Source organism: Vibrio sp. Vb0304 (assembly GCF_033338995.1).
Taxonomy (GTDB): Bacteria; Pseudomonadota; Gammaproteobacteria; order Enterobacterales; family Vibrionaceae; genus Vibrio; species Vibrio alginolyticus.
Map to the genome: position 1 here is coordinate 388,166 of NZ_JAWOTT010000002.1, position 11,342 is coordinate 399,507.

The 11,342-nt window shown below is 44.3% G+C and carries 13 protein-coding genes; 6 read left to right on the forward strand and 7 right to left on the reverse strand.

Features of this window, described 5'->3' with window-relative positions; translation table 11 throughout:
- Positions 1–167: 167 nt before the first annotated feature.
- The gene (locus R7P35_RS06770) at positions 168–1,052 is read right to left on the reverse strand and encodes a LysR family transcriptional regulator (protein WP_005387224.1); all 885 of its coding nucleotides are present in this window, start codon (positions 1,050–1,052) and stop codon (positions 168–170) included.
- Positions 1,053–1,145: 93 nt separating this feature from the next.
- Between R7P35_RS06770 and R7P35_RS06775 the strand changes: the two genes are divergently transcribed.
- Positions 1,146–2,027: a DMT family transporter gene (locus R7P35_RS06775; RefSeq protein WP_005373940.1), complete on the forward strand. Its 882-nt coding sequence runs from the start codon at positions 1,146–1,148 to the stop codon at positions 2,025–2,027.
- A 63-nt stretch (positions 2,028–2,090) separates the two neighbouring features.
- Here the strand turns inward: R7P35_RS06775 and R7P35_RS06780 are convergent, their stop codons facing one another.
- From R7P35_RS06780 to pncB, 4 genes are all read right to left on the reverse strand, one after another.
- Positions 2,091–2,870: a methyltransferase domain-containing protein gene (locus R7P35_RS06780; RefSeq protein WP_053304617.1), complete on the reverse strand. Its 780-nt coding sequence runs from the start codon at positions 2,868–2,870 to the stop codon at positions 2,091–2,093.
- A gap of 170 nt (positions 2,871–3,040) precedes the next feature.
- Positions 3,041–3,559, reverse strand: coding sequence for a glycine zipper 2TM domain-containing protein (locus R7P35_RS06785; RefSeq protein ID WP_025768006.1), 519 nt, complete (start codon positions 3,557–3,559; stop codon positions 3,041–3,043).
- 214 nt (positions 3,560–3,773) lie between these two features.
- Complete coding sequence (locus R7P35_RS06790; RefSeq protein WP_005373947.1) at positions 3,774–4,133, reverse strand: hypothetical protein; 360 nt, start codon at positions 4,131–4,133, stop codon at positions 3,774–3,776.
- Positions 4,134–4,454: 321 nt separating this feature from the next.
- Positions 4,455–5,765 carry a nicotinate phosphoribosyltransferase gene (pncB, locus tag R7P35_RS06795; RefSeq protein WP_005373949.1) on the reverse strand — a complete coding sequence of 437 codons (1,311 nt, stop codon included), beginning with the start codon at positions 5,763–5,765 and terminating at the stop codon, positions 4,455–4,457.
- 298 nt (positions 5,766–6,063) lie between these two features.
- Here pncB and R7P35_RS06800 point away from each other — a divergent pair, with 298 nt between their 5' ends.
- The 4 genes from R7P35_RS06800 to R7P35_RS06815 all read left to right on the forward strand — a co-directional run bounded on the left by R7P35_RS06800 (position 6,064) and on the right by R7P35_RS06815 (position 8,909).
- The gene (locus R7P35_RS06800) at positions 6,064–6,789 is read left to right on the forward strand and encodes an NUDIX domain-containing protein (protein WP_005373953.1); all 726 of its coding nucleotides are present in this window, start codon (positions 6,064–6,066) and stop codon (positions 6,787–6,789) included.
- A 32-nt stretch (positions 6,790–6,821) separates the two neighbouring features.
- Positions 6,822–7,475 carry an isochorismatase family protein gene (locus R7P35_RS06805; protein ID WP_017635129.1) on the forward strand — a complete coding sequence of 218 codons (654 nt, stop codon included), beginning with the start codon at positions 6,822–6,824 and terminating at the stop codon, positions 7,473–7,475.
- 29 nt (positions 7,476–7,504) lie between these two features.
- On the forward strand, positions 7,505–7,861 hold the full coding sequence (locus R7P35_RS06810; RefSeq protein ID WP_017635128.1) for a VOC family protein: 357 nt from the start codon (positions 7,505–7,507) through the stop codon (positions 7,859–7,861).
- 154 nt (positions 7,862–8,015) lie between these two features.
- On the forward strand, positions 8,016–8,909 hold the full coding sequence (locus R7P35_RS06815; protein WP_005373960.1) for a DMT family transporter: 894 nt from the start codon (positions 8,016–8,018) through the stop codon (positions 8,907–8,909).
- On the opposite strand, the gene R7P35_RS06820 is transcribed toward R7P35_RS06815, so the two are convergent.
- Positions 8,910–9,650 (reverse strand): DNA-binding transcriptional regulator YciT, encoded by a 741-nt coding sequence (locus R7P35_RS06820; protein ID WP_017635127.1) that lies wholly within the window; start codon positions 9,648–9,650, stop codon positions 8,910–8,912.
- 217 nt (positions 9,651–9,867) lie between these two features.
- On the opposite strand from R7P35_RS06820, the gene R7P35_RS06825 reads away from it, so the two are divergent.
- Positions 9,868–10,347 carry a peptide-methionine (S)-S-oxide reductase gene (locus R7P35_RS06825; RefSeq protein WP_213904401.1) on the forward strand — a complete coding sequence of 160 codons (480 nt, stop codon included), beginning with the start codon at positions 9,868–9,870 and terminating at the stop codon, positions 10,345–10,347.
- 38 nt (positions 10,348–10,385) lie between these two features.
- Here the strand turns inward: R7P35_RS06825 and R7P35_RS06830 are convergent.
- Positions 10,386–11,342: nitronate monooxygenase (locus R7P35_RS06830; protein ID WP_318091893.1), on the reverse strand; the 957-nt coding region annotated here is incomplete at its 5' end.

Consider the following 11,342-nt stretch of genomic DNA (forward strand, 5'->3'; position numbering starts at 1 on the left):
CTGTTAATTATTGAGGTTGTGTTTTGCCCATCCTTAAGCATGCCATGCTATCCATTTCACTTGGTTTCAAAACCAAGTGGATGTTAATGAATAAAAACTCAATAAAACATGAAATATTTAGACACAACTTTGCCACTTTCTTTCTTAGTTTTGACAATTTAGTCATTTCACAAGCATTGCTGCTTCAACCAGTTAGTGAGCTTGATGATTTCCGCTTGCTTGGCTCGACTCTTTTTATGAATAAAATAAAAGCTATCTCCGGTTTCCAATCCATGAGAAGGGATGTACACCAAATCGTGCGCTTTATCTCTTTCATTGAGCATAAAATCATTCGCAAATGCGATGCCTTGGTCATAACGCGCCGCCTCTATTGCCAACAACATATGACTAAAATGTTGAACATCGACATCTTTCGGCAAGGTGTAACCGCCCGCTCTGCACCACTCAGCCCAATCTTTTCCTCTCTCTCGATAAATTGAGTCTGTCGACAAAATAGGGTATCGCCAAAGCGCTTCTGGAATCGGTTGATCTTGCAACTCTTTCCAAATTTTATGGCTGCAGACCGGATACAGCGTCTCCGCGTATAACTTTACCGACATGTAGTTTCGCTTTGGCTTTTCTACCGTGATAAAACAATCGCCAACGCTGTCTGTCTGTTCAGGATCACCAACGACCATATTGAGTGTCAGGTCGATTTCTGGATGTAAGCGCTTAAAATCAGACAAACGCGGAATAAGCCACTTTACGGCAAGCGAGCTATAAATCGCCAACCGTATGCTGCCTTTGTCCCCTTCTCGCACCTTTTGGCTGGCCATCGCAATTGAGCTAATTGCTGGGCTAATATCCTCTAAATAGCGGGTGCCCGTATCGGACAAAGAGAGCTTTCTGCCTTGGCGGATAAATAATGATTCACCCAAGTAATCTTCTAATAATCGTATCTGGTGGCTAACGGCACTTTGCGTCACATTGAGTTCTTCAGCAGCAAGCGAAAAGCTAGAGTTTCTGGCAACAGATTCAAAACAGTGAACCGCTCTGAGTGGTGGCAATTTCATCATCTAAAAATCTCATACTTAAACTAATAAATATCACTTCACTTCATCCTATGACATCACCTACTCTTTGGCAAAGAAAGAGGAGAGGAAAAAGTGAAAGTTACATCGGTCGGAGCAGCGATGCTGCTATTAATTGTTGGAAATCTCATTGCGGTGCTTTCGGACTCTTTAATTAAAAGTGTCGGAAATGAAGTGCCTATTTTTCAATTTGTCTTTTTCCGACAAATTTCAGCGGTGCTTTTCCTGCTGCCAGTCTACTTGCTAACAAAAAATGCGCCTTTTCTTGAAGGGTTTAAGTGGCATGCTGTTCGCGCTCACGTATGGTTACTTGGTGCAATATTCATGGTTTTGGCGATCTCATCTTTACCGCTCGCAACTGCGAACGCGATCTTTTACGCCGCGCCATTGATCATGTTGCCACTTGCAGCAATCTTTTTTGGAGAACAGTTGTCTAAGCAATCGGTCGCCGCAGCGATAATGGGCTTTGCCGGTGTGTTAGTCATCATTCGTCCAGACCAAATCGATTGGGCAGCAATTTCAGCTTTAGTTGTTGCAATTACTTTAGCAATCAATAACTTGCTCATTCGAAAACTGCCAAAAAATCAGTCTGTGATGCAAACATTATTGATGACAAACTTGGCAGGTATTCCAGTAGCATTCTTGCTTGTTCTGATCGAAGCAGAACCTTGGGACTGGAGTGCTTTCCCTGTTGCTGCTGGCTCAAGTCTGTTCATCATGATTTATGCAGCAACATGTGTCATCGCTTACCGCTCGATCGATAGCAACAAAATTGCCAGCGCTGAATACAGTGGCTTAATTGGTGCCGTGTTTGTGGGATTGATTTGGTTTGGAGAAGTGCCAGATATATTTATGGCAATAGGAACCATTATGATTGTTGTGCCTCTGGTTTGGCTTTCTAAACGAGAACGTCGTAAGAAAAAGTTGCAAGAGCAACAAGAAGCGCACGTTACTTAAAGTTGTGCTCTAGCCCAAAGACTAAAAAACCGAGCCGTAAGTGCTCGGTTTTTTTATGTGGCTCTAATCGTTTTTTACGTAAGCGACTACGTGAGATAAAAACTGCCTTGTAAAGCGATCATTAAACCGGATGCGATATTCATGCTCGGCTTCCGACACTAGACGCCAGCCTTCAGCAAAGTATTCTTTGATATCATCAACCGCCTCTTCTTTATTTTTGATGTGTTTCGCGTTCCACTGATAAGTGCAAGAGACAACGATCAGCCCACCCACCTTGGTGGTTTTTTTTAGAGCATTGATCACGCTAAGTGGCGACTCACATTGATCAATCACATTTAAACATACGACTAAATCAAAGCGAGATTGGAGAGTATCAAGCTCAAAAGGCTGGTTAATTAGCGTCAAATCAACATGAGCACATTTCTGTACGATATCTCTATTCTCTACCTCTAAAGTGTTTAAGGTGTTCACATCGTGAAGGTAAGTAAGCTCGACGCGTTGTTCTTCTATTAATAGTTGCTTCAAGCCATCCATTAACCTATTTGAAGGCTCCACAAGCGTCGCTTCTCTAAGGTTAGGTAAGCGTTGCACTAACTCATAATAATTTCTTCCCAGCGCCGCCCCAACCTCAAGTAGGGAATACGGCTGAACGCTGCTTTCGATTACCGCCTGCGCAATAAAATCAGCAACTTGGGAGCAGTGAGGTGATGACAAAAAAGAAAGTGGGACTTGTTTTGAGCGACTGGTTATCATCTCAATCTGTTGATCCTCAATGAACTTGTCGAACCATTGCGCTTCGAAATAACCAGCCAAACCGTGCTCGGTCAGGTAAAAATCTTCCATGTTTTTTCCGTTCGTACTTTTAGAAAAGTGATTGTATCGAACGCGGAAATTAACGGGTATTTCTGGCCGCACATTCCAATAGGAAAACAGATGAAAACGCCGCTTATGTGAAAAAGCCCTTTCATCTCAAAGATAAAAGGGCTTGTTAATCGCTTCGGTTAAGTCGCTAACTATTGTGGTAGAACAACGTTACCATCTTGAATTGGGAACGTTTTTGTCGCTGGCTTGCTCGCCAAACGAACCGTCGTTGGTGCACCTGAAACTTCGTAAGTGACGTCGTAACCCACTATTTTATCAGATGTCGTATATTCTGTATGACACTGTTTTTTCGTCGTTGTTACTACATCACCTTTTTGCACATTCTCCTGGATCTTACGACCTGTCAGTGCACCAGCAATCGTACCAGCTGCAGTTGCAATCACTTTACCTGAGCCACCACCGATTTGGTTGCCCAGCGCTGCTCCAGCTGCTGCGCCACCAACCGTACCAATAATTTTATTGTCATCCGCAGGGGCAACTTGCTCGGTTACTACCACGTCTTTACATACTTGGTGCGGCTTTTTCACCGTTTCAGTCACCGCTTCAACCAAAGTAATGTTTGCTTGAGTTGGAGCTGGTGGCGTTTTGTCTTTACAGCCTGCTAGTACAGCAACAACTGCCGTTGCAATTGCGATAGATTTCATATTCATGATTTACATCCCAGTATGGTTTGCTTTGATGAGCGTTATGGTAAATCGCAAAAGGGAAATCACATCAGACGAAAACAAACCCTCTGTCATTAACAAGTAAAGAAACACTGTTTTATAAAAGATACGTCAAGAAACACTCAGCAACGTGTCAACAGAGCTAAAACTGTATCACTACTGATTATGATTGGGCTGAACTAGTCTATGAGATTTATTTTTAAGCCAAGCTCAAAAATAGTTCGTCATCCGTTAAATACTTATGACGGTGGCTTAGATTACGCACGTGCATAAACATAAAATCAGGGAAACCAGGCGCTATAATGTTATTTGGTTCCCAGCATACACCGCCAACAAACACATATCGCCCCTGCTTGTCATCTTCGTGAAGGGGGTTATTAAGAGGAGAAGAAAACTCTGCTCGGCAACCTTCAACCACACAAACAATTTGTCCTTTAAAAAGGCCAATCACGCGCTTTACAAGATTTGCCTTGATACCACACTTCCATGCTTGGCGAGTGGCCATCTCATAGCCATATTTTCGGATCGCTTTCTTTTGCAAATGTACTACTAGGTTCATTTTGACTCCTGATTCAAGCAACTACGTGAAGCCCAAAGTCATAAAAGCAGATAGACGCCTATACCCGAGTGAGCTCATGGTACGTGGGAACAAACTACGTGATTAGACTGAGTTTAGTGTCGGATAAAGATACGCCGTCCACGATGCTGTAACGTATCGATTTACACCAATCAAAGGCAGATAACACATCAATTTTCGAGTGCTTTCCTGCGCTGTATCTGGTTACTTCTGTATATTACTATAACGAAATCACCCTCCACGTTTACCTATATAAATTTGTCGTAACGATAGAGGGTGCTTATCATGGAGAGAGGATAACGCCTACGCGTCGATGAGATAATTTTGACCTTCAGTTTCTAAACGATCAATCATTTTACGACACTCATTTAAATCAAGAGGTTGTTCAAAGCGGCGCTTGAGATTCATCAAAAAGAAGATATCTTCACACATGGCTTTCTCAGGTTCGTCACTGATTTTGGCGACCGGTGAACCATTGCACGTGACCATTTTTATCACGATAGAAAGTGGTTGGTAGGCTTCACCATCTTTATTGACATAATCACCCATATCATTGGCAAGAAAAGTACCGATACCAAAACTCACCTGAATACGTCCTTGGAAATACTCGCAAATATCTAACGCTTGTTCGAAGTTAAGTCCGTCGGTAAACACCAGTGTTTTTGTTAATGGGTCTATATTCAGCGACTGGTAGTGTGCAATCATTTTTTCACCCCAGCTATAAGGGCAACCACTATCGTGACGTACGCCGAAGTACGCGTTACTTAGTTCTTCATCAAAGTCTTTAAGGAAAGCATCGATACCAATCGTATCGGTTAACGCAATACCTAGTGCACCATTAAACATTTTTTGCCAACGTTGCAACGCCACTTTTTGCGAATCTCGCACATTCACCAGAGCTTGGTGTCCCATAAACCATTCATGAGCAACCGTGCCGATAGGCGTCAAGTTTAGCTCTTTTGCTAAGTGATAGTTGCTTGTTCCTGTCAAACATTCCGGCACTTCCTGGCACAAATATTCCAGCATAGTGCGCTGAGCTTGGAAGGAAAAACGTCGACGCGTCGACATGTCAGAAAATTTAAAGTTAGTGATTTTACGACGTTTTAGTTCCGACTTTAGGTGCCGAACTTTCTCTTCTAAAACAGTGGTAAATTGCGCAACAGGGATATCTGACCAACGCTGACGGCTACGAACTTCAGACACGATGCTCATGATGATCGTTTCGTACAAGATGGTATCTCGCCACAAACCGTTAATGGTAATTCTTAACTGGCTTGAGCCATCAGCCATGGCTTTATTATGGAAAGAGACATCACTTTGTGGGTTGAAACGGAAATGGCGCAGTGCATCAACAAAGTCAGGATTCAGGTAAGGCGCGACACGCTTAATATATTCAATTTCTTCTTGCGTAAATTGAATATCTTGCAGTTTAAGGACTTCGGCTTTTACCTCAGGCAAAAGCTCAGAGAGGTCTTCCTCACTGCGCACGATAAACTTATATGACACCATCGCATCAGGGTAAAGCGCTGTTACAGCGCTCATCATATTGACTTTGTAGACATCGAAATCCAAAGCGCTTTGAATGATGCGGGAAGAAAATAGTTTGGTGGTCATTAGGTGCCCTTCTACATGCCCTTCCTGGGTATATAACTTTTTGTTACTAACTAATTTGCGTAAACAATAAACACCCATCTATAGTTTGTCAACTTTTGTTACTAACCACTCATTTTTATAAGGTTTTTTTGTCTAGAATTCGAGCAAGCATTGTGAATAAGTCAGAGTCATCCGTGAATTTATGCTCAAACCGTATTAAGAACACTACCGAAAACGTTTCTAACAACTCGTTACTTACCCATTGATTGACCACTTGTTATGCGCTAGATTACTTACAAATCAATATTAGGACCCAACCATGATCGTATCTGTCGACATTATTCCATTCAGGCTATCTGGCTGTGCCGATAAGGGATTGGAAGTGTTGTTGATTAAACGTTCAAATCCAAATCGGCCATACCATGGAGTCTGGGCACTACCGGGCGGATTTGTCTTTGATAAAGACTTAACCAGTGAAGGCGGACGCCCGGCCGATGAAAACTTTGAAGCGGCGCGTCGCCGAATTTGCCGTGAGAAAATCCATACCTACCCTCGCCATTTTAGCGAAGCGTTTATCGACGGTGATCCAAAACGCGATCCAGAAGACTGGAGCTTAAACATTACGCACTACGCCTTAGTTGATCGTAACAATGTAGAGCAAATAAATAATGCAGGTGTACCGGAATGCCAACTTAAATGGTTTTCGCTACAGGCTATTCTCAATGGAGAAGAAACCCTCGCATTTGATCATCAAAAAACCATTGAAAAAGCGTGGCAAAAGCTTCGTGCATCCATTGAATACACATCGGTTCTTTTGTTTGCATTAGACAAAGAGTTTTTGGTTGCGGACATCATTTCTGCTTATCAAGAGTTTGGTATTGATATCAGCCGAATGACGATTAAGCGCCGCTTGATAGATTCAGGCGTACTAAAACCCACTAATAAAGTCGCTTCAACCAACAAAGGCAAAGGTGGAAAACCCGCAATGGTATATACGCTGACTAGCGACGAAGTAACCTTTTTTCAAAACTGTTTGCGTGGATAAACGCAGACAATCAGACAGACAAGGAGTCTGCCATGACTGTTCGAGTAAACTATCAAACTACAGCAGTGATCGACGTTGATCCAGAGAAAGGCTTTAGTGAGTTATGTCCAAATGAACTGCCCGTTGCAGGTGCGTTGGAAATCGTACCGGAGCTTTTGAACAATCATGCCAAAGGCCGATTAAAACTGGTCAGTCGTGACTTACACCCACCAAAAGCAAAGTGGGATGCAGAATCGCCATCCAATATGCTTGAGCCCGTTGGTTTACCGAATGTGGATATAAAGTGGAACCGTCACTGTGTGCTTGGCACAACAGGTTCTGAGCTGCTAGATGGCTTACCACCCGTGTTGGACTATGATTTTCAAGTTAATAAAGGTATGGATCCTGACGCACACCCTTACGGTATTTTTTTCCATGATATTGCCGACACCAAAACGACAGGCGCGCATGAATTTCTAAAGTTCAACGGGATTGATACCTTAGTTATAGGTGGCCTTGCCTTAGACTTTTGCGTGAAAAAATCCGTCATGCAAGCGCTGGAACTTGGCTACAATGTGGTAGTTAATCTTGCTTCAACTCGTGCGGTGCTGCCTGATAATGTAGAGAATGTGCTGACAGAGCTCAGAGATAATGGCGCATTATTTGTCGAAAAAGCGGACGACATCATCGTAGAAAAGTTCGCCTAGAAACGATAGTAACCGAGAAGGATTTCACCATGCATCAACATGAAAAATTGAATTACGTTGAATTTGGTTCCACTAATGTCAGTGCGACCAAACAATTTTTTGAGCGTGCTTTTGACTGGAGCTTTACCGATTATGGCCCAGAATATTCTGCATTTTCAGGACAAGGGTTGGATGGCGGATTCTTCAAATCTGAGTTTATAAACCAAACCGCAAATGGTGGCGCACTTTTAGTATTTTATAGCTCAGACATTCAGGCCACTCAGACAAAAGTAGAGCTGCATGGTGGAAAAATTATCCGCCCTATTTTCGAATTCCCCGGCGGCTGTCGATTCCACTTCACTGAACCGAGTGGAAATGAATTCGCAGTATGGTCAGAGAGCCATTAAGTCATCACAAATCAACAACACACCATCAACGTGAGCCCAAGCTAGCCAGATCCGGAACTGGCATTACATTTCTGGTTGACCTCATCCTTGGTTTAATTCACTGTTAGCGCAACAATTAATCGATGAGGCGCTAGACCTCGACCAAGGATGTCAAATGACTGCCGTCAGTTTTTTTCGCTTACTCTGCCTCGCTGCTATTTGGGGTGGCTCGTTTCTGTTTATGCGAGTCGCCGCCAACACATTCGGGCCGGCTTACTTAATCGAATTTCGAGTTACATTTGCCGCCGTCGCTTTGTTATTGATCGCCGTATATTTGAAGAAGAAACTCACGTTAACTGCGCATACTAAACACTTCTTTATTATTGGCTTATTCAATAGCGCAGTTCCATTTTTACTCTTTGCGTACGCAGCCCAGACACTGAATGCATCAACTTTAGCAATATTGAACTCAACCGCCCCAATATGGGGAGCACTAGTTGGCTTTGTTTGGTACCGCAGCCCACTCACAGCGAAATCTGTTCTCGGTATGCTAATAGGCATTGGAGGCGTTGCAGTCTTGGTCGGCTTAGATACTTCAACCATAGGTGAAGAAGCCATGCTCCCTATTGCCGCCAGTTTGATGGCTTCTTTCAGCTATGGCATTGCTACCAACTACACTAAAAATGCGCCACAAGTACCTGCTTTTGACAATGCTCACGGCAGCATGTGGGCGGCGGTTATTTGGGTACTGCCGCTGCTACCATTCTTACCAATGCGTGCAGAACCAAGTCATTTCGAATGGAGCTCTGTTGTCACGCTCGGCGTTGTATGCACAGGGTTCGCTTATTTGCTCTATTTCCGCTTAGTTTCTGATATCGGCCCGGCGTCAGCACTGACTGTCACTTTTCTTGTTCCTGTTTTTGGTATCTTATGGGGCTACTTGGTGCTAGATGAGCCCGTCGGCTCTAACACCATCATAGGAACAATTCTAGTGCTTAGCGGCACTATGCTAGTCACCGGTTTCTCCCCAACAGCAATGCTCGCGAAGCGAAAACGAAGCGTGGCTTAATCAGCCTAATATAACTTCCACACCTCGCTTTTTGATTTGTTCAAGGTCGCTTTTCGGAGCGGCTTTGTCAGTCAGCAGCACTGATATTTCGTCAGTCTTACCAATTGATGAGGGATAAATTTGCCCAAATTTACTAGAATCCGTTAGAACAATATTGCGCCTTTTTTTCGCAATGATGGTTTCTGCGATCTCAGCGCGCATCATGTCGCGGCTAGTAAAGCCAGTGTCTTGATGGAAGCCGTCAATACCCAAGAAGGCCGTGCTGAAATGAATGTTCTCAATACACAACTTAGTCAGCGGTCCGACCAAGCTCTCGCCTTGGTGCTGATACACGCCACCAAGCAAGATAATGTTGGCAGAAGTGTTACGGATGAGATGGGCGATATACGCCGATGGCGTAATGATGGTCACATCGCCGCGCTCAGCCAATGTCCGAGCCAACAACGCATTGGCACTGCCTCCTTCAATCAGCACTGTCTCATTCGGTGCGACCAAATCCGCAGCTTGGTTTGCGAGCGATTGTTTAATATCGAAACGTACTTCTAGGCGGGCATCAATGTCATCACTTTGCAACGCGGTAGCTGCGCCGTGAACGCGCTTTAGGTAGCCCTGTTGCTCCAGAAAGTTCAAATCCTGTCTGATGGTCACACCCGACACGCCAATGATGTCAGAAAGCTCTGTGACTTGAACGCGTTTACGGTCGTTCACTAATTGCAGGATTTCATTTTGTCTTGGGTTCACAGGTTCGCTCCTTATTGATGAGCTTACAGTATACTCACCTGATGTTTCATAAGAAAAGAACTTGAAAGTAAAAAGGAAAAAACGCGTGGTCTGATTAGCCAAGCTGTACCTTGCGAATATCGCTCCCATCAACAGATAATAGGGCAACGAAAATGGGATGGAAGAAGAGGGGTTAACTCCCTACATCCCAACAACGATAGAGACTAGGATAAAAGTAATGGAAGAAATTTACTTCGCAGGCGGCTGCCTTTGGGGCGTGCAAGAATTTATGCGCCACCTTCCGGGCGTAATCAACACAGAAGCCGGGCGAGCAAATGGCACAACGGATAACACTCAATCCGAATACGATGGCTACGCAGAGTGCGTGAAAACCCAGTTCGATGCTGAGCAAGTTTCGGTTGAAACTTTAATGGGGTATTTGTTTGAGATAATCGACCCTTACAGCGTTAACAAGCAAGGTGAAGACGTAGGTGAGAAGTACCGTACTGGTGTTTATAGCCAAAACGAACAGCATCTCACCATCGCGAAAGCGTTTATCGCAGCACGACCGGACGCCGACAAGATCGCCGTAGAAGTAATGCCACTCACAAATTATGTGCCAAGTGATGATGAGCACCAAGACAGACTCACAAACTTTCCGAATGATTACTGCCACATCCCATTAGATTTACTACATAAATACAGGGATAACTCGTAACCATTCGGTCAGCATCGCTTTAAAAGGCAAGATGCATATCAGTTTAAATCGATGCCTTCCACTAATGACAATGTCATTTCTGCCGCCGATATTTCCTTACAACCCGACGAGTTTTGTCCGCACCACAACGGTGTGAATTCATCTCGGTTTTGCTTTTCCATAAGCGCTCTTAGTTGAGCCATTTCAATGGAGGCGTATGGGAATTTCGGCGCAAACTCACTGATGTAGCCTAGCTCCGACATCGCGCGATTCACAATGCCTCTCGCTGGTCGGCCCGAGAAAACATTGGTCACTGCGGTATGTTGCGCGCGTTCACTGGCAATGGCATATCGATGTAAAGACGATGTTTTCGCCTCATCACACAACAAATAGACGCTGCCAACTTGAACGGCACTCGCTCCTAATCTCAACGCGGCTTCCACCCCACTTCTATCAGCGATTCCGCCTGCAGCAATAACGGGCAAATTCACCCGTTTGGCGATTTGTGGTAATAACGCCATCAAACTTAATTGAGTAGTTAAATCATCCGATAAAAACATACCTCGGTGTCCACCAGCCTCCAAGCCTTGGGCGATAATACCGTCAACGCCTTTTGCTTCTAGCCAAAGTGCTTCGTCCACCGTGGTCGCTGACGAAAGGATCTTCCCTCCCCACCCTCTAATTCGAGCTAACAGATCATCGTCTGGCAAACCAAAGTGGAAACTGATCACTGGCGGTGCAAATGGTTCAATCGCGTCAGCAATATCATGATTGAAAGGCATCCTTGTCGGAGCGTTTGGCTGAGCCTGAACGGTTGCATCAACCTCGGAAAAATACGGTTGCAGCGTTTTTTGCCACTTTTCGTGCTTGTTGGCGTCATACTCCGGCATTTCATGGCAAAAGAAATTGAGGTTAAACGGTCGGTTAGTTGCCTGCTTGATAAGTTGAAGTTCTTTTACGATGGCGTCTTTGTTCAGCATTCCACAAGGTAACGAGCCAAGCCCGCCAACATTACT

What these genes read in the sequence shown, in the direction of transcription:
- R7P35_RS06770 (WP_005387224.1), bottom strand. Translation starts at nt 1,052, where the DNA reads ATGAAATTGCCACCACTCAGAGCGGTTCACTGTTTTGAATCTGTTGCC.
- R7P35_RS06780 (WP_053304617.1), bottom strand. Translation starts at nt 2,870, where the DNA reads ATGGAAGATTTTTACCTGACCGAGCACGGTTTGGCTGGTTATTTCGAA.
- R7P35_RS06785 (WP_025768006.1), bottom strand. Translation starts at nt 3,559, where the DNA reads ATGAATATGAAATCTATCGCAATTGCAACGGCAGTTGTTGCTGTACTA.
- R7P35_RS06790 (WP_005373947.1), bottom strand. Translation starts at nt 4,133, where the DNA reads ATGAACCTAGTAGTACATTTGCAAAAGAAAGCGATCCGAAAATATGGC.
- pncB (WP_005373949.1), bottom strand. Translation starts at nt 5,765, where the DNA reads ATGACCACCAAACTATTTTCTTCCCGCATCATTCAAAGCGCTTTGGAT.
- R7P35_RS06800 (WP_005373953.1), top strand. Translation starts at nt 6,064, where the DNA reads ATGATCGTATCTGTCGACATTATTCCATTCAGGCTATCTGGCTGTGCC.
- R7P35_RS06805 (WP_017635129.1), top strand. Translation starts at nt 6,822, where the DNA reads ATGACTGTTCGAGTAAACTATCAAACTACAGCAGTGATCGACGTTGAT.
- R7P35_RS06810 (WP_017635128.1), top strand. Translation starts at nt 7,505, where the DNA reads ATGCATCAACATGAAAAATTGAATTACGTTGAATTTGGTTCCACTAAT.
- R7P35_RS06815 (WP_005373960.1), top strand. Translation starts at nt 8,016, where the DNA reads ATGACTGCCGTCAGTTTTTTTCGCTTACTCTGCCTCGCTGCTATTTGG.
- R7P35_RS06825 (WP_213904401.1), top strand. Translation starts at nt 9,868, where the DNA reads ATGGAAGAAATTTACTTCGCAGGCGGCTGCCTTTGGGGCGTGCAAGAA.